Here is a 19,086-nt window from a genome sequence, read left to right as displayed (position 1 = left end):
GACCGGTTCCGGTCCGTTCATCATCAAATGAGGCGAGACGCCCCCATGTCCCAGACCGTTTTCAATCACACCGAAGCCAGCAAGGTTGAGGCTTTTCTGCGTCAGCGCCTCAACCCGGAGCTGAAAGTCCAGATGCGCCAGCGCCCGGATGAGTGCGCGGAAATCTATCTGGGAGCAGAATGCCTTGGCGTCGTTTCGAAGAATGTCGATGAGGGCGAGACCTCCTATTCCTTCGAGATCACCATTCTCGATATCGATCTCGACGATCTGTAAGGTGAGGGCGCTTGGTACTTGATGTCCAGGCACTGACCAAGACCTTCCCCGGCGGCACATTGGCTGTCGATGCGGCAAGCTTCACCGTGCGCGAAGGCGCTCTGCTGGCGCTGGTGGGCGAGTCCGGTTGCGGCAAGACGACCACGCTGAAAATGATCAACCGCCTGCTGGAGCCGAGCTCCGGCACGGTCAGTTTCAAGGGCGAGGATGTGACCGCGCTGGACGCCGTCACCCTGCGCCGCCGCATGGGCTGGGTGATGCAGGGCGACGGGCTGTTTCCCCATTTCACCGTGGCCGAGAATATCGCGGTGACGCCGCGCCTTGCGGGGTGGGATGCCGAGCGGACACGCGACCGCATTAGTGTGCTGCTGGAACTGGTCCAGCTTGACCCTGCAGAGTTTGAAAACCGCTATCCGGCAGAGCTGTCCGGTGGCCAGCGCCAGCGTGTGGGCCTTGCCCGCGCGCTCGCCGCCGAGCCGCCCTTGCTGCTGATGGATGAACCGTTTGGCGCGCTGGACCCGATCACGCGCGACAGCTTGCGCGAGGACGTTCAGGCTTTGCGCGCCCGGCTGGGTTTTGCGGCCGTCATGGTCACCCACGACATGGCCGAAGCCCTGCTGCTGGCCGATGAGATTGCCGTCATGCGTGACGGGCGCATCATCCAGCTTGGCACGCCCTCGCAGCTCCTGTCCGATCCGGCAGACCCGTATGTGGAAACCCTGCTGGCGACACCGCGCCGGGAGGCTGAGCGCGTGGCTGCTCTGTCGGGGCAGGGATGATGGAGGCGCTCGCCCAGCCCTTCGCCCTGCTGCCGGAATATCTGGGCGGGCATCTGCGCCTGTCTCTGGGCGCCATGGCGTGCGGCCTGCTGATAGCCCTGCCGCTGGGTGTGCTGGCGGCCCGCAACAAGGTGATTGCCGGGCCAGCGCTGGCCGTTGCGGGCGTATTTCAGACCATTCCGGCCCTGGCGCTGCTGGCCCTGATGGTGCCGCTCCTTGGCGGGCGTATCGGCTTTCTGCCAGCCTTCACCGCGCTCACGCTCTATGCGGTCCTTCCGGTCCTGCGAAACACGATAGTGGGGCTTCAGGGCGTTGACCCGGTGGTGCGCGAGGCGGCGCGCGGTGTCGGTATGACGCGCCTGCAAAGCCTGGTGCGTGTCGAGCTGCCGCTGGCTCTGCCGACCATGATGGCGGGCGTGCGCACGGCGTCGGTCTGGGTTATCGGGGCGGCAACGCTGGCTACGCCCGTGGGGGCAGCCTCGCTGGGTAATTACATCTTCTCCGGCCTGCAGACCCGCAACTGGACGCTGGTCATTTTCGGGTGCGTGGCCGCCGCCCTCTCGGCGCTTGTTATCGACGGCCTTCTCAAGCTGATGGAAAGCGCGGCGGCGCGCCGGAAGGCGGGCAGGGCGCTTGTTGCCGGGACGGGGCTGGCGATGATCGCTGCGCTGGCGCTCGTGCCTGCGGGCGTATTGGCAGGGCCATCAGGTGCGATTGGCGCGCGCGCCGACCGGGGCGTGCACGCAGGCGGATTTGGTGAGCAACCGGTCACGGTCGGCGCGAAGGCTTTCACCGAGCAATATATTCTCGCCGGCCTGTTCGAAGAGGTGCTGGGCGATGCAGGGGCGCAGGTGCGCCGCCGGGACAATCTGGGTTCCACCGTCGCCTTCGATGCCCTCACTTCCGGCGAGATTGATGTCTATGTGGATTATTCCGGCACGCTCTGGGCCACGATCATGCAGCGCGAGGACCTGCCCGGCCGTCATGTCATGCTGGCGGAGATCACCAGCTGGATGTGGACGCGCCATCAGGTGCTGGTTCTGGGCGCGCTGGGCTTTGAAAACGCCTATGGCATCGCGGTAAGCCAGGCAGCAGCCGAGCGCCACGGCCTTGCCACCATAGGCGATCTGGCCAGCATTGACGGGCTTTCCATCGGCGCGGATCCGGAGTTCTTCGCCCGCGCCGAATGGACGGGCCTGCGTGACACGTACGGGCTTGGCTCTGCGCGTACCCGCGCCATGGATTCCACCTTCATGTACGGCGCGGTCCGCGATGGCGAGGTGGACGCCATCACTGCCTACACGACGGACGGACGCATTTCAGCGTTTGATCTGGTGATACTGGAAGACCCGGCCGGTATATTGCCGCCCTATGACGCGCTGGTGCTCATCGGTCCGTCTGCTACTGGCCGGCCTGCCATTGCGCAGGCGCTGGCACCCTTGCTCAACGCGATAGACGCCGATGCCATGCGCGAGGCGAACGGTGTGGTCGATCTGGAGCGGCGCTCCGTCGGCGAGGCGGTGGAGCGGCTGCGTGCCCGCGTGGAGCGTTCCTCACCCTGACGCGGTGTTGCAGATGAGTAACACCGGCATCTGGCCCCCAGCAGGCTTTGCATCCGTGGCGGGGCATGCTGCGTTTACCTCACATGGATTGGGCATCAGTCATGCCGCGCCAATGCGCGGCGCAAGCGACCAAAAAAGGGCAAACTGATGCGTAAACTGGCTTTACTCGCGGCGGCAGCCGCACTCCCCGTAATCGCCCCGTCCGCGCTGGCACAGTATGCTGGCGACTATAACTGGACCGGCTCCTATGTCGGCGTGAATCTCGGACAGGGCCGCAATGCCGAGTTCGATCTCGATGCAGCGCTGGAGATTGATGCTGGCTCCGCCTTCTTCCCCGGCGCTCTGGCTGGCGGCACCTTTCCCACCATGCGCACATTTGACGGCGATGGCTGGGTCGGCGGTATCCAGGCCGGCGCAAACTGGCAGACCGGCATGTTCGTGCTGGGCGGTGAAGTTGACGTCCAGCTCTCCGATATCAGCTCGAACACCTCTATCCCGAACGCTCCGGGCGGGGCAGCGGACAATCCTGACGGGTTTACAGACCTGAATTTCGAGGTGGACTACTTCGCCACGGCCCGCCTGCGCGGCGGTGTCGCGTTCGACCGGTTCCTGATCTACGCGACGGGTGGCGGTGCCTATGGCCGCGTCGATTTCGACCGCAATTACCGTGTGGGTGCGGCTGAAATCACCGACAGCGAAAGCTCCAACCAGTTCGGCTGGACCTATGGTGCCGGTGTCGAATGGGGCGTGACCGATTTCTGGACCCTGCGGGCTGAGTATTCGCGGGTGGATCTGGGAAGCTCCAACTTCGACACCAGCTATGATGACGGCACGATTGGCCGCGCGACCATCGATACACAGTTCGATGTCATCCGCGCCGGTGCAAATTTCCGCTTCTAGCGCGCGGAACTACCGTCAGCAAAAAGGCCCCGGCTGTCCTCTGGCCGGGGCCTTTATGTGCCTGCTTTGCTGTCTGTTACAGCACGTCGAGCATCGAGGCGACGAGCGGGTGGCGCACGATGTCCTTGGCTTCCAGCCGGACAACCGCGATATCCTTCACCTCTTCAAGGCGCTCGCAGATATCCTTAAGGCCGGACATTTCCGGCAGAAGGTCGGTCTGTGCCGGGTCGCCTGTGACGACCATGGTGGAGTTCCAGCCCAGACGGGTCAGCAGCATTTTGAGCTGGCCGTAGGTGCAGTTCTGGGCCTCATCGACCACGATATAGGCGTTGTTGAGCGTACGCCCGCGCATATAGGCAATTGGCGCGATCTCGATCAGACCTTCGGCCATCAGCGCTTTCAGGCGCTTCGGGCTTAGCCGGTCTGCCAGCGCGTCGTAGAGCGGGCGCAAGTAAGGCGCGAGCTTCTCTTCCAGAGCGCCGGGCAGGAAGCCGATATGCTCGCCTGCCTCGACCGCCGGGCGTGACAGGACGATGCGTCCCACCTGACCGCTCTCCAGTGCCTCGACCGCCTTGGAAACGGCCAGATAGGTCTTGCCGGTACCGGCCGGCCCCATGGCCATTACAAGATTATGGTCGTCTATCGCCGTCATCAGCCGCGCCTGCCCCTCAGAGCGCGGTTTGACGTTCTTGATATAGCGCTGGTCCCGCATGGGTTCATTGTCGTCAGGTGACCAGTTCGCGCCGGGGAAGAGGGCGCGGACCTTCTCTTCCTCATAGTGCTCGGCATTGAACCCGCCCTGACGGCGTTTTGCGGTGCGCTTGCTCATGTTGGCGTCCTCCGGACAAGAAAAAACCCCTCATGCGGCTGCATAAGGGGCGGGCAAAAACGGTGCAGGCTGGACAGGGCAGATGCGGAACTTGCGGCCGATCCGGAAGGGTCTGGCATTGGGGGTGCATACGGCATTGTGCCGCGGGCCTCCGTGCTAGAAGCGTCTATCCCTCACGATCGATCCGAAGACAGCCTATGGGCGGCTGTTCCCCTCTCGAATCGCATCTACAGTCTCATGCTAAGACAGTGAACGAATTATGAGTCAGTCCGTCGCTGAAACTTCACATCCAACCGATGCAGTTTCGCCACGCCGTGCTGATGCAGCGAGCAGGAAGGAACACATTATGGGCGTTTACGAGCTGGACGGGGTGCGTCCGAAGATCGGCGAGGGGGTGTGGGTAGCGCCGGGAGCCACCGTGCTGGGCCGCGTCACGCTGGGGCGCAATGTGTCGGTCTGGTTCGGGGCGGTGCTGCGCGGCGATGTGGAAGACATCGTGATCGGTGATGACACCAATATCCAGGACGGCACGGTCATCCATGCCGATCCGGGCAAGCCGACAGTCCTCGGCAAGGGCATCACGGTTGGCCATCAGGCCATGCTGCATGGCTGCCAGATTGGCGACTATTCGCTGGTGGGTATCGGCGCGACCATCCTCAATGGCGCGAAGATCGGGAAGAACTGTCTTATCGGCGCACATGCCCTCATCACCGAAGGCAAGGAAATACCGGACAATTCCATGGTACTCGGCTCACCGGGCAAGGTGGTCAAAACGCTGGAGGAAGGGATGGGCGATATCTTCAAGGCCAGCGCGGATCACTACGTCGCCAACGCGAAGCGCTTTGCGGAAGGGTTGAGGGAGATTTGAGGGGATTTTTTTTTGATGCTCCGCCCATCCCTGCGTCGCTGCGGGCAAAAGTGCCCGGCGGCCGGTCGGCCTTGCAGGCCGCAAAGCGGCCTGAAAAGCGCGACTGCGCGCCCGCGACTTTTCGCGGAACATCGCAACGCGGATGCGTTGCGCAACTAAAAGAGAAATCCTACTGCGGCCGGCCCCACAGCTCGCGGATACGCTGGTCGGTATCGCGGCCGAAATTGAACCAGGCGGTGCGGTCGCGCGAGGCATCCACCACGATCAGCTTGTCTTCGCGGGCCAGAAGATGGCTCAGCTCGTTGCGCAGTGTTGCCGCCGTGGCGGGCGCGCGCAATAGCCAGACGCCCGGCGCAATGCTCTCCGCGTCGCCGAAATCCTTCAGCGCCGCCTCAAACCCTGAGCGGCTGTCATCGGCCAGCGTGGCGATGACGACGAAATTGGCCGTGCGGGCATCAGTGGCGGCGGGGCGCTTGGTGCCGGGGCTGCGCCGGGCTTCATCCAGCCATGCCTTGAATTGTGCGACGTCGGATGCGTTTTCCCAGCCGTCCTCGCGGTCCTGCGAGACGACCGAGTGGCCCGCTATGCGTCCCTCACTGACAAAGGCGCGCATCTGCGCCCCCGTATAGGGTCCGTACACACGGCCATCGACTTTCACAAACCAGGACATCGCTATTCCATCATCCCGCGGCATTGGGGTCACACTCCATCCAAGCCCTCTAAAGAAGAGACTATGCAGGGGTTACGGCAAGATTCAGGCCGGTTGGCGCAAGTATGGGCCACAAACATGACTTTTTCTGCCGCGTGCGCAGACAAAAGGCAGCTCCGCTGGAAATCTCACCTCAACCCCGGGGCGGATCGAACGATACCGCGAAGCCGTTGTCCAGCCAGCGAGTCACCCGGCCTGTCAGGTCGCCCACGCTGACGCTTTCGCCAACACGGGGACGCTCCAGACAGGCAAAGGCGGCCCCGGAGATCGACACATCCACAAGATCGGCCTGGATCAGCACGCCGTCCTTCAGGCGGATTTTCACCCGTCCTGTTCCGGGCTTTCTGGGCGCGGCGCGGTCTTCTTCAAGGCCCAGGCGCTCCATATTGAAACGCCAGGTGATCGCATCGCCCAGCCGGTCGCGCTTGCGCTGTGTCGCATTGAAGCGCACGGCAAAGCCGCGCGCACCGGCGCGCACCACATCACCCTCCACACGGCCCAGCCCGTCAAACAGCATGACAACGCGTTCGCCGAGCGCCGGCGGGGCTTCGGCGGCGACTTTCGCGCCGCCCGGTGACACATCGATGAGGGTGCAGACGAATTCACCGCGTACGGGATCGAGAAACCGTCCGGGCAGGCGCAAGGGCACACGGCGGTGGCGGCGCTGCTCCTGCGCGCCGGCGGCCGCTATGCGTATCTTGCGCTTGTCCAGGCGCGTGCTCAGATCGGTGACGGGTCCCATGCCAGCCTCATTGTTCGGGCAGGCAATTTAGACTGGTGCTGGTTAAAATTTGGCCAAGCTAGAAGTCATTTGCGGCGCGGGCCGGTACGCGCCCGTCGCGCAGGCCGCGAAATACCTGCACGGAGCTTTCCGGCTCTACTGCCGGGCGCAGTTCTTTCAATATGTGGCGCACGGCCGGACGCCCCTCCAGGCTGCGCCCCTGCAAGGGCTGGTAGAGGCCGAGACACCGGTCCACCCACCCTTCAGGCCCGCGAAGCGGAAGGAGCGCGATTTCCACCTCTACCGAGCGGCCATCAAGCGAGACCGCGTCGGCCAGCGCACAGGCAGGGGCCGGTACGCTCATCGCGCCTTCCAGCAGGGCCGTCATGTGCTGGCGGTCATGGCCGCGCCACAGCCCCAGAAAGTTCTGGTCCTTGAACTCGCGTGCATGCATCTGGCACAGCGAGGTGCCCGCCAGGCGGAAAATGTGATGGTCACGGTCCATCCGGCGCAGGATGAACAGATGGCTGAGCAGCCCGGCCAGATCGCGCGGAGCGATATCGCCGCGTGTCGGCGCGGAGCGGCCAAGCCTTCTCGCATCCCAGTACGCAAACAGCGTCTTTGTGTTCTCGTGGCGCATCGGCAGCCCGTCCTCTTTAGTCCCTTTAAGGGGAGCGCGTTGTCAGTCCTGCTTTTGGACAGGCGTGCTCCGGTCGGGGCGGGGGACTGCAAGCGGCTTGCCAAGTGCTTTTTTGTAGCCCTCCGCACAAACCGGCATCCTTCTTGCGGGGAAGCGCGCAAACAGACGGGAGTGACCCAATGGGCGTTTCAACTCGATACGCAAAAGCGTTTGGCGTAGTGATCGCAGCGACCTTTGCCAGCGCAGCGGCCGCCACTGCGGCACATGCCGGGCCGACGCCGGTATCACCGCCGCCGCCCAGCCATCATTGCTGCCAGCACGGGCACGGGCCGCAAGTGCGCGCGCCCTCGATCCGCATTGGTGGACCATCGGTTCATATTGGCGGGCCGCGCATCAATATCGGCGGCATCTATCTGAATAATCAGGTCAATGTGAATGTGAACGCACAAGCCTCTGCCATGGCGTTTGCCGGTGCGCAGGCCAGCAGCAATACAATCGTGTATGGCGGGGGCGGTTTCATCTCGCGCGGTGCCGCTCCGGCGGCGACCGCCATTGCGGGCCTGGCGCTCGCCGATGAGTACGAGATGGAAGAGGAAAGCTATTCGCGGATGGTAGAGGGCTGGCGCGTGGTGCGCGCAGTCTGCATCGATGACCGTGGCACGCCGCACCCGGCCGCACGCCCTGAACGCGATGAGCGCGTGCGCGAAGGCTTTGAGGGCGAGATTTTCCGCTGCATGGCCGGCACCACGCTGCAGGCAACGCTGGGCCATCGTCTGGAAAGCGGGGCGGACAGTTTCGAGGATGGTCAGGTCATCCAGTGCCAGCGCGGCGATGCGCTGCGTTATGGACGCGGCGGGGAGGTGTTCTGCGCCCCGGCAGAGGCCATGCGCGACTGTAACGAGCGCTCGCTGCTACGCCTTTACGGGCCGGGCGTGCGCCTCGTCTATGTGCGCTATGAGGAACGCTATACCGCCATGCGCGAGCGCCGCAGTGCGCGCCGCACCGCCACCAATCTCAACCTGATGCTCGATGGCGGCGTCGGCGGGTATCACTAGGGCGAACCAAGCCCCGTGCTTCGAGACGCTTTCTGAAGAAAGCTCCTCAGCATGAGGGCTTGGTGATCTTCCCCCTCATCCTGAGGGCGAGCGAAGCGAGCGTCTCGAAGGACGAGGGAAAAGCCTCACACCAACACACCCCACCTGACCGGCCCCGGAGTTTTCCGGGGCCTTTTTTTTGCGCAACGCGCTCCGCCCCGCCCGCGTAATCCCCGGTCATCACCGGCAACACGCTTGACGTGCGCCCGAAACCGGGGCGCAGTCAGGATATGGATGGGTGGGTTGAGAAAATTCGGGGGCGGCTTGCGGTTGCCTTTCGGACGGCGGTGCGCTGGTCGGCAAAGACTTGGCGGTGGCTCCTGTCCGTATGGAGGGCTGTGACATGGCCTTTCCGCTGGTTTGGAAGTGTCGTTTACAACCGCGCAATCACGGCCTTTCTAATCGTTTGGGTTTTGGCGGCGATTGCCGCGTTCTTCTGGATCGTCGATCTGGCCGACCCTTGCCCGGGAACCAATCTGGTCTGTCCTGGCGTGGAATGGATCCGGCCCGGCTATCTGGCTGAGGATTTCCGTAATCTGCTTTGGGCCGCCAGTCTTGTATTCGGCGGTGCGGGTGCAGGCGCAGCGCTGATCAATGCCCTGCGCCGCACGCGGCTGATGCAGGCTGAGCATGCGCTCGCCCAACGCGGGCAGGACGCGGAAACCTTTTCCCGTGCGGTGGAGCAGCTGGGTAGCAAGGAAACCGCCATCCGCCTCGGTGCCATTTATGCGTTGGAAGGACTCATGCGATCCGCCTTTGCTGACGGAGGCGACAAGACATTTGGCCGACAGATTGGGGAAACGCTGGCCGCCTTTGTGCGGGAGCAATCCGCAGAGGAAGTACGAAAAGCGCCCGACGCGGCTACGCTGCCGGATGACTATGAAGGCCCGCGTCTCGCTGTGGACCGGGAGGCTGCTGTAGCCGTGCTGGCGCGCTCATGGCCGTTTGAGCATCGCCCCTTTTTGTACACAGCAGGTGGAGTTGATCTCTCTAGTGCGAGGCTTGCGCGGCTCAGGTTGCCTGATGGTGCCGACCTGCGGGAGTTCGATCTCTCAAACGCTGATTTGCGCGAAGCGCAGCTTTTCGGGGTTGAGCTAGAAGGTGCATGGCTACGAAGTGCGAACCTTCAAAAAGTAGAGCTTACCGGGGCGACACTGAGAGGGGCGTTGCTTGATAGTGCGAATTTACAAAAGGGGAAGCTGGCTGGCGCAGATCTGAGTTTTGCTCATATTAGTTATGCAGACTTGGAGGGAGCTTTGCTTCAAGAGACAAATTGTCAAAGTGTTGAGCTCCATGGAGTGAATTTATCTGCTGCCAAGTTTGTTTCCCATAATGCTTCCGACCCAGCGGAAAACTTGAACTTGGAACAAGTTGCCAAAGCTCGCTGGCGACCGGACCGCCCCCCCGCTTTGCCGCCTGAAATCGACCGGCCCCACCGTGGCGATGGGAAACCCTTGCGGGAAGTATCGCCTTTGGACGAGTCTTGGATGACGGTCGTGGGGCCGGACGCGCTCATTTAGCCCCACCCCTTTTTTTCACACGGAACGGATGACTTGCCTCGTGCATTTCGCTAATGGACGTGAAATTCTTTCACTTATTCCATAGCGGAAATTTCCATGGACCGTATCGATGCCCTGCGCCTGTTTCAGGCCGTTGCCGAGCTGGAGAGCTTTACGCGCGCTGCCGAGCGTCACTCGCTGACCCCCGGCGCGGCGTCCAAACAGATCTCAGCGCTGGAGGAGCGCATGCAGGCGCGCCTCCTGGAACGCACCACGCGCTCTGTAAGGCTCACCGATGCGGGCCGGGCATTGCTGGAGCGGGTGCGGCCCTGGCTGACCGAATATGAGGCGATCGAGCACGGGCTGGCGGCTGACAATGCGGCGGCGGCGGGTTTCCTGCGCGTGGCGGCGCCGGTGGATTTCGGTTCTGCCCGCCTGATCGATCCGGTGACGGCCTTCATGGAGCAATGGCCCTCGGTGGAGGTGCGCCTCGATCTTTCCGACCGCATGGTGGATCTGGTGGACGAGGGCTATGACCTCGCCGTGCGGCTGGGGCATTTGCCGGATTCCAGCCTGATCGCCAAGCGGCTCGCCGATGCGCCGATGACCACGATTGCCAGCCCCGCCTGGCTGGAGGCGGAAGGCACTCCCGTCCACCCGTCAGACCTCGCCCGCCATTCATGCATCATTGACCGCAACCGGCCCGCGCCCAATCTGTGGCGGTTCGAAAAGGACGGGGTGAAGACCGATGTGAAGGTGGACGGGCGGCTATTGCTGAACGGGGCCAGCGCGGCGGTTGCTGCGGCCTGCGCCGGGGCGGGCGTGGGGTGTGTACCCAGCTGGGCTGCGCGCGCGGCCATCGCCGACGGGCGGGTAGTGTCCCTGATGGATGACTGGACGCCCGAAGCGCGCGAATTGTGGGCCGTGTTCCCGTCCAACCGCTATCTGGCGCACCGGGTACGATTGTTCGTGGATTTCCTGGCTGGCTGGTTCAAGGGAAGCGTCTGACGCCATGAGTTTACGCATAGCCTTCATGGGAACGCCGGAATTTGCCGCGCGCTCGCTGGCCACAATCGCCGGGGCGGGCCACGAAATCGTGCGCGTCTACACCCAGCCGCCTAGGCCCGCCGGGCGCGGACAGGAATTGCGCAAAAGCCCGGTGCATGCGCTGGCGGACGCCTTCGGCATCGAGGTGAAAACGCCTGAACGCTTCCGCGAGGCGGATGTGCTGGAAGACTTTGCCAGCCTCGATCTCGATGTGGCCTGCGTGGTCGCCTATGGCCAGATATTGCCGAAAGAAGCGCTTGCAGCACCGCGCCTTGGCTGTCTGAACCTGCATGCGTCCCTCCTGCCGCGCTGGCGCGGCGCGGCGCCTATACAGCGCGCCATACAGGCGGGCGATGAAGTGACGGGCGTGCAGATCATGCAGATGGAGGAGGGGCTGGATACCGGCCCCGTCCTGATGAGCGAGATCGTGCCGATTGCGCCCGACGACACCGCCGGCAGCCTGCACGACAAGCTGATGGAGACCGGCGCGGAGCTGTGGCCGCGTACGCTGGCCGCGCTGGAGCGCGGCTCGCTGCAGGCCGTGCCGCAGACAGAAGAGGGCGTCACCTACGCGAAGAAAATCTCATCGGCAGAGGCGCGCATCGACTGGACGCGCCCCGCCGGTGAGGTGTGCGACCATATACGCGGCCTCTCGCCCTTTCCCGGTGCCTGGTTCAGCCTGGACACGCCCAAAGGCGCGGTGCGCGTGAAGGTGCATTTTGCTGAACCCGAAAAGGGCGATGGCGAGCCGGGCGAGGCGCTGGACGCTTCCCTTCTTATCGCCTGCGGGCGCGGCGCGGTGCGCCTGAAACGCCTGCAACGCGAGGGCAAGGGCGTGATGGGCGCGGACGAGTTCCTGCGCGGCACGGCGGTGCCTGCGGGTACGCGGCTCTAGCCATGCCCCGCTATCTCCTCACCATCGAATATGATGGCGGGCCGTTTGTCGGCTGGCAGAAGCAGGATAATGGTCTTGCCGTGCAGACCGTGATGGAGCGCGCCGCCGATGCGCTGGAGGAGGGCCGTCACGAGGTCTATGGGGCAGGGCGCACGGATTCAGGCGTCCACGCCCTTGCCATGACCGCCCATGTGGACTTTGCAAAAGACTGGCCGGCGGATGTGGTGCGCGATGCGCTGAACCATCATTTGCGTTCCCACCCGGTCTCGGTCCTGTCGGCGCGGGCGGTGAAGGATGACACCCATGCGCGCTTCTCTGCCGTGAGGCGCGGCTATGTCTACCGCATTATCGACCGGCGCGCGCCGCTGGCGCTGGATGCCGGCAAGGCGTGGCAGGTGCGCGTGCCGCTGGATGTGCAGGCCATGAACATTGCCGCGCAAAGCCTTGTCGGTACACATGATTTCACGACGTTCCGCGATGCGCAGTGCCAGGCGGACAGCCCGGTAAAGTCGATTGACGCGATCAGCGTGGAACGGCGCGGCGACGCGATCGAGCTGAAAGTCGAAGCGATCAGCTTTTTGCACCGGCAGATACGCTCCATCACCGGCTCTCTGGTGGAGGTGGGGCGCGGGCGCTGGAGCGTGGATGATTTCCGCGACGCACTGGTAGCGGCAGACCGTACGCGCTGCGGACCTGTCGCGCCGCCTGACGGCCTCTATCTGGCGTTTGTGGACTACCCGCCAGAGGCGCTGGCAAACCCGTAGACGATCAGCGCGTCGATGACGAGCGGGATACAGGCCGCGCCCGCTGCCAGCCCCCAGTGCAGGCCCAGAGTGCCAGCAGCGACGCGCCAGTGCACCAGAAGGCGGATGATCTGGTAGAGCGCCAGCATCAGGCCCAGCGCCTCCGCATTGGCGATACCCGCCGCGGCCAGCAGCCAGAACAGGGCCTGCACGTGCAACAGCACGAAAACCGCCCAGTTATGCACCACCACCCAGGCGGAAAAACCGCCCTTCAGGCCCATCACTTTCACCACCACAAGGGCGATGACGGGAAAGAGCAGCCAGATGCGCGCATACTGGCCGATCGCGTCGGTGAGGCTGACCTGCGCATCGGGATTGCCGGAGAATTCCGGCAGGACGTGATTGGCCGATATTATCAGCAGGATGAAGGCGGGCAGGGCGTAGATGACGGCCATGAAGGAGCGGACAAACCCGTCCACCGACACGTCGAAATGCTGACGCCAGCCCTCCTTGAAGGCCAGCATGGTCCAGACGCCGCGCGTGCCGGACCGGATATCCGCAATCGCGCCGCCCATCAGGCGAAAACCTCGAAGTAGCGTGTCAGGATATCGTGGTAAATTTCTGTTAACACTTTGATATCGGCAACAGGCGTCTGCTCGTCAATCTGGTGCATGCTGGCACCGACCAGCCCGAACTCGGCTACCGGCGCGTAATCCTTGATGAAGCGCGCGTCAGACGTGCCGCCGCTGGTACTCAGCTCAGGCGCGATGCCGGTGCGGGCATGGATGGCCTCGGCCAGCAGCGCGGTGAACGGGCCTTCTGGTGTCTGGAAGGCATCGCCGGTCACGGTAAGGTCAGCTGAGATTGTGCCGGCAAAGCCTTGCTGTACCTTGGCAATTTCATCACTGATCCAGCTTTTGAGCGCCTCGCCATCCTGCTCGGTGTTAAAGCGTATGTTGAACTTTGCCCGCGCCTCGCCGGGAATGACATTGTGGGCGGGATTGCCGACATCGACGCTTGTGACTTCGAGGTTGGAGGGCTGGAAATGCGCATTGCCCTCGTCCAGCCTGCGGGCGGTCAGGGCGCGCAGCACCGCCATCAGCGCCCCGATGGGATTGATGGCCCGGTCCGGATAGGCGACATGGCCCTGGCGGCCCGCGACGGTGATAACGCCATTGAGCGAGCCGCGCCGGCCGATTTTCACCATATCACCCAGCACCGCCCTGTTGGTCGGCTCGCCGACAAGGCAGTGCGTAAAGCGTTCGCCTTGCGCCTCAAGGGCTTGCAGCATTTTCTTCGTGCCGTTTATCGCCGGGCCTTCCTCATCGCCCGTAATCAGGAAAGCGATGGAACCTGCGGGCTTGCCCTGGCTTTCCAGATAGCGCGCCGTCGCGGCCACGAAGGCGGCAATCGCGCCCTTCATGTCCACCGCGCCGCGCCCGATCAGCGCCTCGCCATGCACTTCCCCGGCGAAGGGCGCAGCGCTCCATGCCGTTTCCTGCCCTGCCGGTACCACATCGGTATGACCTGCAAAGCAGAAGACCGGCTCGGCGGTGCCAAGGCGGGCATAGAGATTGTCCACCTCGCCAAACGGCATGCGCTGGCAGGCAAAGCCCAGCGTGGTCAGCGCGGCCTGCAGCGTGTCCAGTGCGCCCGCGTCCAGCGGCGTTACCGAGGGCGCGCGGATCAGGGCCTGTGCCAGCGCCAGAGGATCGGTGGGAGTGGTATCAGGCTGGGTCATGGCGCTGACATAATGCCAATCGGGAACGTGCGCCAGACGGGTGTCACGCTTCGGCCGGGCCTTCATCGTCGAGCAGCGGGAATGTAATGGACACGCCATGCCCGCCATCGGGGCCTGCACCTGCTTCGGCTTTGCCGCCAAGCTGGCGCGCGAAGGCGTCAAACAGCGCCCCGCCAACGCCTCTGCGGCCCGGCTCAGGCGATCCGGCTGCGCCTACGCCATTATCGGTCACGCTGGCGGTCAGATTGCGCGCGCCGTCCATTTGCACCGAAACGGTCAGCGTGCCGCTATCACGCCCTTCAAAGGCGTGCTTGTAGGCATTGGTCATCGCCTCGGTGACAAACAGGGCCAGCGGAATGCACCGCTCTGCGCCCAGAAGTGCCGGCTCGATTTCGGTCACGAGATCAAGCGTGCGCTCCTCGCCGCCTACGGCCGCGTGGGTGAGAGTGCACAGCTCTTCAAAGAAGGGCTTCAAGTTGATCTTCGCAAAATCGCCCGCCTCATAGAGGCTGCGATGAACAAGCGCCAGCGCGTTGATGCGCGATTGCGCATCGCCGAGCACCTTGGCCGCCTTGGGGTCATCGACGCTTCGCATCTGCAGATTGATAAGGCTGGTAATGATTTGCAGATTGTTCTTTACCCGGTGGTGCACCTCTTTGAGCAGCATTTCCTGATAGGCAAGGCTGCGGGTGAGGGCTTCATCGCGTTCGGCAATCGAGCGGGCCATCGTGTCAAACCCGGCGGCCAGCTCGCGCAATTCACCCGGCGCACGCCGGGCGCGGCGGGGGCGCACCGAGTAACGGCCCTTTCCATAGGCAGCGGCCACGCGCTGCAGATAGCGCAGCCAGCGCAATATCATCACATCGGTTGCAATCCAGATGACCGCGCCCGCCAGCACCAGCATGAGAACCGGCAGCACAATGGTGCCGGTCACGTCCACCAGGGCAAATTCAAGAAATTCCGGCGCGCTTTCGGCCAGCAGCGCATAGAGCTCTGTTGATAGCAGGGGGACCAGCACGAACTGGCGGGGCGCGCCATCGGGTCCGGCGCCGGTAAAACGCGCGCTGCCAGCCTGTGCCGCCTCGGCCATCAGCGCGGCATCGACGCGCGCCAGCCCCATATCGCGGCTTTGTGTAAGCACCCGGCCTTCGCGGTCGACAAGGGCGGAGCGCGCCTCACCGGCTCTCTCGCGGCCCAGATCCTCCAGAGCACTCAGGCGGATACCGGTCGCCAGCGCGCCGGCGAAATCGCCCTCTGGATCGAATACCGGGCTGACCGCGCGGATGATCGCCTGGCTGGTGATCGGATCAATCTCCAGCGCACCCACGATGAAATGGCCGCTATCGCGTGCCTCGGCGAACCAGCGCGCTTCGTCAAACCGGACAGCATCATCAAGGGGTTCTGCCGAACAGGCCACCACGCCGCGCGCATTGACCCGCACCAGATTGGAATAGGCTGTCTGGTCGGCCAGTGCCTGTGCCAGGGCGCGTGCGCATAGCGCGCCGCCCAGCCGCACCGGTGCCTGCCGGGCCAGCGCGTTCATCATGCTGCCTGCGCCCATAATCAGCTGACGCTGGCTCTGGGCGGTGATCTGCGCGCGCGCCGCCAGCAATTCACGCTGGTTGTCGCGGGCGGTTTCAAAGCGCGACTGGGTGTAGAGGCCGCTCAGCGTCAGTATGGGGATGAGGGCCAGCACGATGACGGCCAGCATCCGCACCCGCAGGCCGGCGCGCCAGCGCGATCGGCTCCTCAAGCCTGAGCTTTCATCGTCAGCCGGTGAGCCGTTCGGCGCTGGCGTTGCGGATGTGGTCAACAATATCCTCCGCCGCTTTCGCTGCCCCGCCCGGAGACGCTTTCAGGCACACCCCGGTGCTCATGCGCTTTTCCAGTGCGGCCCGGCCCCGGCTGACCCGGCTTTTCACCGTGCCGACCGCGCAGCCGCACACCCCGGCTGCTTCCTCATAGCTCAATCCCCCGGCGCCGACGAGTACCAGTGCCTCGCGCTGCTCATCCGGGATGTCCAGCAAGGCCCGGCGGACATCGTCCAGCTGCAGCGCCCAGCTCTGCCTTTCACCGGTCACGGCGGCGTTCTCGTGAATTTCGCCACCCTGTTCCTGCTTGCGCCAGGCCCGGCGGCGCTCGGAGTAGAAATGATTGCGCAAGATGCGGAAGGTCCAGGCGCGCATGGACGAGCCGTCTTCGAAGCGCTCACGGTGCGTCCAGGCCTTTATCAGGGTTTCCTGAACCAGATCGTCAGCTTCGGAGGGATTGCCGCACAGCGAGCGTGCAAACGCGCGCAGGTGCGGAATGGCATCGGTCAGCTCTTGCTGGAAAGCGGCCATCGCAGCCGCATCATCATGTGCGGTCATTACCCGTCCCGCCCGCTATCGCCGCCCTCGGCAGGATTGGTTGGAGGTTCGCTGGCAGCGTCCTTCCGGTCTGCGGATTTGCGCGCCAGTTCGGCCATCAGATCGGTCAGCGTGTCCGGCACCGGCTCGCTGGTCACCGAGTCGTAAAAGGCGCGCAGCTGATCGCCGAGCACACGGCGGCGCGCACTTTGACCCGCCTCGGCCCGGTCCGGCCTGTTATGCTGGCGGTCTGGCATGTCGTCCTTCGCATTCTGGGACATCGGATCGGCATCCATGCGTTCGTGTTGAAACGGGTCTTTGCTGCGTTAGCTCAGATGTCCAACGCATCACGAAATCATGCGGTTCCCTGCATTCGGCATGTCCGGCAGCTGCATCACACCGGAACCAGAGCCCGTGCGTGCGCGTATTCGGGTACTCATGCGCCCTGTCACACGGGCGGGCAGCGCGTGGAAAAGAGGACGGGACCCATGAAGATCGATGATGTTTTCGCCCATCTGCCCTATCTGCGCCGCTATGCGCGCGCGCTGGCGGGCGAGCAGCAGCGCGGCGATGCACTGGTCCAGCTGGCGCTTGAGAGCGCGGTGGCCGGCAAGGTGACGCTCAATACCGCGCTGGCGCCGCGCATCGCGTTGTTCCGGGTCTTTCACGATGCGTCGCCAGTGGTGGACATGATTGGCGCAGACGCGCAGCGCGGACCGGATTCGCGCCTGCAGCGGCTGGAAGCACGCAGCCGTCAGGCCCTGCTGCTGACGGCGATGGAAGGGTTTACACCGCAGGAGGCTGGCCAGGTCCTGGCTCTGCCCGAAGCGGAGGTGGAAAACCTTGTCGCGCGCGCGCATGGCGATATCGAGCTCGCCCTGAAAACGCGTGTGCTCATCATCGAGGACGAACCGATCATTGCGGCTGATATCGAGGCCATTGTCGGTGATCTGGGCCATGAGGTATGTGCCATCGCCACAACCCGGTCTGAAGCGATTGCCGAAGCGGCCCGCCATCAGCCCGGCCTCGTGCTGGCCGATATCCAGCTGGCTGATAATTCCTCGGGCATTGATGCGGCCAATGATATTCTCGCCAGCCTGTCCGTGCCGGTGATTTTCATCACCGCCTATCCTGAGCGCCTGCTGACCGGGGAGCGGCCCGAACCGGCCTTCCTGATAACCAAGCCCTTCCTGCCCAATGCCGTGAAGGCGGCCATCTCCCAGGCCCTGTTTTTTGAAGAGGCCGCGCAGCCCGCGCCCCGCCTCGCTCAAGCCTGAAACGGGGAGGCTGCGGGCCCTGCATAAAGGCTCTGCCATTTTCCCCGGCAGGCGCTTGCCAAGGCCGCACCTCGCGGCTAGTTTCGCGCGCCTTGACGAGAGGGCTTTGCCCCGCCGGTCAGGACAGCGCGCCCGTAGCTCAGCTGGATAGAGCACCAGACTACGAATCTGGGGGTCAGGAGTTCGAATCTCTTCGGGCGCGCCATTTCCTCTTTAAAATCAACAACCTAAAGCGACCGAATTGGCGGCGCAAACGCCATTCAAATTTATGTCCGCACAGTGTCCGTAACTGCGAGAAGATTCGCCCTTGGCGAGCGGCCCCGAACCAAAGGCCCCAAGCCACTGCGTCTTGTGTATTCACCTTTGGCTTACTGCGCGCCAGCGAGCCGGGGGAACTCAGGGTGATTCACCGCCGCATTGATTAGGGTGCTGACGGCGGGCGCGAACGCATTGATGCCGTTGGTGCATGCCATGTGACCATCAAAGGACGTCGAAAAAGCATGCTCAGATGAAACGGTGTATCCATCAGGGTGGCGGTTACTCCGTAGCGATAGAGTGAACCCCCAGCTTCCAGTGCCGGTGGCGCTAAACGCTAGCCGGTCCAATGTGCCTTCGATAACCGTATCAGCGCTGGAGCTATGAACACGCGCTTGATGAAGCTCGGTCAGCATTGCTTGCCGGACATACTCGGAAACGGGCACCCCCGGCGAGACATCGAGCGGTGCGGTTAGGCGACATATCGGGCGATCATTTACCTCCGGATCGGAAGAAAAGTCGCCCAAGCGGACACGCGCTTCACCGACTCGATCCTCAATATCAATGACGTTCTGAGTCGACGCCATGTAAGGCGATGAGCTGTAGGTCTCGCACGCCGTCAACGCCAACGCTGCGAGAGAGATTGTGATAATGCGCATGATATGCCCCCTGTTGCTTTCAAGCAGCTTGCGGGGGAGGGGTAACCGATTCAAGAGAATTCGGCCTTGGCGCAAAAACGTTTGACCCCCGGCCACTGGCCAGCGGCCATGAACCACCGTCTCTGATCGACGCCGAGCTATGGGAGATCGCCGAGAACCTCCACCGTGCTGACCTGACTGCGCTGGAGCGTGATGAGCAGGTGGCCAGGTGGGTGGTGCTGACGGAGGAGCGGGCTCAATCGACACA

At 63.7% G+C, this 19,086-nt stretch carries 21 protein-coding genes and 1 tRNA gene; 12 read left to right on the top strand and 10 right to left on the bottom strand.

Features of this window, described 5'->3' with window-relative positions:
* Positions 1-45 precede the first annotated feature (45 nt).
* The 4 genes from ACQ5ID_RS13300 to ACQ5ID_RS13285 all read left to right on the top strand — a co-directional run bounded on the left by ACQ5ID_RS13300 (position 46) and on the right by ACQ5ID_RS13285 (position 3,514).
* On the top strand, positions 46-273 hold the full coding sequence (locus ACQ5ID_RS13300) for a DUF3126 family protein (RefSeq protein WP_429912912.1): 228 nt from the start codon (positions 46-48) through the stop codon (positions 271-273).
* Positions 274-284: 11 nt separating this feature from the next.
* A complete protein-coding gene (locus tag ACQ5ID_RS13295; RefSeq protein ID WP_429912911.1) occupies positions 285-1,052 on the top strand; it encodes an ABC transporter ATP-binding protein in 768 nt (255 codons plus the stop codon).
* Entirely contained in the window at positions 1,049-2,614 is a 1,566-nt protein-coding gene (locus ACQ5ID_RS13290) for an ABC transporter permease/substrate-binding protein (RefSeq protein WP_429912910.1), read from the top strand. The genes ACQ5ID_RS13295 and ACQ5ID_RS13290 overlap by 4 nt, the downstream gene beginning before the upstream one ends.
* Positions 2,615-2,761: 147 nt before the next feature.
* On the top strand, positions 2,762-3,514 hold the full coding sequence (locus ACQ5ID_RS13285) for an outer membrane protein (protein WP_429912909.1): 753 nt from the start codon (positions 2,762-2,764) through the stop codon (positions 3,512-3,514).
* A gap of 76 nt (positions 3,515-3,590) precedes the next feature.
* Here ACQ5ID_RS13285 and ACQ5ID_RS13280 read toward each other — a convergent pair whose 3' ends face one another.
* Positions 3,591-4,343 (bottom strand): PhoH family protein, encoded by a 753-nt coding sequence (locus ACQ5ID_RS13280; RefSeq protein ID WP_429912908.1) that lies wholly within the window; start codon positions 4,341-4,343, stop codon positions 3,591-3,593.
* A gap of 346 nt (positions 4,344-4,689) precedes the next feature.
* Here ACQ5ID_RS13280 and ACQ5ID_RS13275 point away from each other — a divergent pair, with 346 nt between their 5' ends.
* Positions 4,690-5,211 (top strand): gamma carbonic anhydrase family protein, encoded by a 522-nt coding sequence (locus tag ACQ5ID_RS13275; protein WP_429912907.1) that lies wholly within the window; start codon positions 4,690-4,692, stop codon positions 5,209-5,211.
* Between the two features lie 169 nt (positions 5,212-5,380).
* Here the strand turns inward: ACQ5ID_RS13275 and ACQ5ID_RS13270 are convergent, their stop codons facing one another.
* The 3 genes from ACQ5ID_RS13270 to ACQ5ID_RS13260 form a co-directional block, all read right to left on the bottom strand.
* Positions 5,381-5,881 (bottom strand): DUF4339 domain-containing protein, encoded by a 501-nt coding sequence (locus ACQ5ID_RS13270; RefSeq protein WP_429912906.1) that lies wholly within the window; start codon positions 5,879-5,881, stop codon positions 5,381-5,383.
* Positions 5,882-6,053: 172 nt separating this feature from the next.
* Positions 6,054-6,662, bottom strand: a complete 609-nt coding sequence (locus tag ACQ5ID_RS13265) for a PilZ domain-containing protein (RefSeq protein ID WP_429912905.1) — start codon at positions 6,660-6,662, stop codon at positions 6,054-6,056.
* Positions 6,663-6,720: 58 nt separating this feature from the next.
* Positions 6,721-7,281, bottom strand: coding sequence for a PAS domain-containing protein (locus ACQ5ID_RS13260; protein ID WP_429912904.1), 561 nt, complete (start codon positions 7,279-7,281; stop codon positions 6,721-6,723).
* A 218-nt stretch (positions 7,282-7,499) separates the two neighbouring features.
* Here ACQ5ID_RS13260 and ACQ5ID_RS13255 point away from each other — a divergent pair, with 218 nt between their 5' ends.
* The 5 genes from ACQ5ID_RS13255 (at position 7,500) to truA (ending at position 12,580) form a co-directional block, all read left to right on the top strand.
* Positions 7,500-8,336: a hypothetical protein gene (locus ACQ5ID_RS13255; protein WP_429912903.1), complete on the top strand. Its 837-nt coding sequence runs from the start codon at positions 7,500-7,502 to the stop codon at positions 8,334-8,336.
* 377 nt (positions 8,337-8,713) lie between these two features.
* Positions 8,714-9,895, top strand: a complete 1,182-nt coding sequence (locus tag ACQ5ID_RS13250; RefSeq protein ID WP_429912902.1) for a pentapeptide repeat-containing protein — start codon at positions 8,714-8,716, stop codon at positions 9,893-9,895.
* A gap of 96 nt (positions 9,896-9,991) precedes the next feature.
* The gene (locus ACQ5ID_RS13245) at positions 9,992-10,882 is read left to right on the top strand and encodes a LysR family transcriptional regulator (protein WP_429912901.1); all 891 of its coding nucleotides are present in this window, start codon (positions 9,992-9,994) and stop codon (positions 10,880-10,882) included.
* Between the two features lie 4 nt (positions 10,883-10,886).
* Complete coding sequence (gene fmt / locus ACQ5ID_RS13240) at positions 10,887-11,816, top strand: methionyl-tRNA formyltransferase (RefSeq protein ID WP_429912900.1); 930 nt, start codon at positions 10,887-10,889, stop codon at positions 11,814-11,816.
* Between the two features lie 2 nt (positions 11,817-11,818).
* Positions 11,819-12,580 carry a tRNA pseudouridine(38-40) synthase TruA gene (gene truA, locus ACQ5ID_RS13235; protein ID WP_429912899.1) on the top strand — a complete coding sequence of 254 codons (762 nt, stop codon included), beginning with the start codon at positions 11,819-11,821 and terminating at the stop codon, positions 12,578-12,580.
* Here the strand turns inward: truA and ACQ5ID_RS13230 are convergent.
* Genes ACQ5ID_RS13230 through ACQ5ID_RS13210 form a run of 5 tightly spaced genes read right to left on the bottom strand, consistent with a single transcriptional unit; the run spans position 12,550 to position 16,929 of the window.
* Positions 12,550-13,134, bottom strand: a complete 585-nt coding sequence (locus tag ACQ5ID_RS13230; protein ID WP_429912898.1) for a hypothetical protein — start codon at positions 13,132-13,134, stop codon at positions 12,550-12,552. The two genes, truA and ACQ5ID_RS13230, sit on opposite strands and share 31 nt — an antisense overlap.
* Positions 13,134-14,300, bottom strand: coding sequence for a succinyl-diaminopimelate desuccinylase (gene dapE / locus ACQ5ID_RS13225; RefSeq protein ID WP_429912897.1), 1,167 nt, complete (start codon positions 14,298-14,300; stop codon positions 13,134-13,136). Before dapE ends, ACQ5ID_RS13230 begins: the two co-directional genes overlap by 1 nt.
* 43 nt (positions 14,301-14,343) lie before the next feature.
* Positions 14,344-16,113, bottom strand: coding sequence for a sensor histidine kinase (locus ACQ5ID_RS13220; protein ID WP_429912896.1), 1,770 nt, complete (start codon positions 16,111-16,113; stop codon positions 14,344-14,346).
* Entirely contained in the window at positions 16,070-16,669 is a 600-nt protein-coding gene (locus ACQ5ID_RS13215) for a sigma-70 family RNA polymerase sigma factor (protein WP_429912895.1), read from the bottom strand. Before ACQ5ID_RS13215 ends, ACQ5ID_RS13220 begins: the two co-directional genes overlap by 44 nt.
* Positions 16,669-16,929 (bottom strand): NepR family anti-sigma factor, encoded by a 261-nt coding sequence (locus ACQ5ID_RS13210; RefSeq protein ID WP_429912894.1) that lies wholly within the window; start codon positions 16,927-16,929, stop codon positions 16,669-16,671. Before ACQ5ID_RS13210 ends, ACQ5ID_RS13215 begins: the two co-directional genes overlap by 1 nt.
* Before the next feature lie 207 nt (positions 16,930-17,136).
* Here ACQ5ID_RS13210 and ACQ5ID_RS13205 point away from each other — a divergent pair, with 207 nt between their 5' ends.
* Positions 17,137-17,925, top strand: a complete 789-nt coding sequence (locus ACQ5ID_RS13205) for a response regulator (protein WP_429912893.1) — start codon at positions 17,137-17,139, stop codon at positions 17,923-17,925.
* A 128-nt stretch (positions 17,926-18,053) separates the two neighbouring features.
* Positions 18,054-18,130: transfer RNA gene (locus tag ACQ5ID_RS13200), tRNA-Arg, on the top strand.
* A gap of 163 nt (positions 18,131-18,293) precedes the next feature.
* Here the strand turns inward: ACQ5ID_RS13200 and ACQ5ID_RS13195 are convergent.
* Positions 18,294-18,839, bottom strand: coding sequence for a hypothetical protein (locus ACQ5ID_RS13195; RefSeq protein WP_429912892.1), 546 nt, complete (start codon positions 18,837-18,839; stop codon positions 18,294-18,296).
* Positions 18,840-19,086: the final 247 nt, after the last annotated feature.

The sequence above is a fragment of the Glycocaulis sp. genome (assembly GCF_050485565.1).
Lineage (GTDB): Bacteria > Pseudomonadota > Alphaproteobacteria > Caulobacterales > Maricaulaceae > Glycocaulis.
Note: the sequence above shows the minus strand (reverse complement) of the source record. Positions and strands in the feature narration are given on the sequence as shown.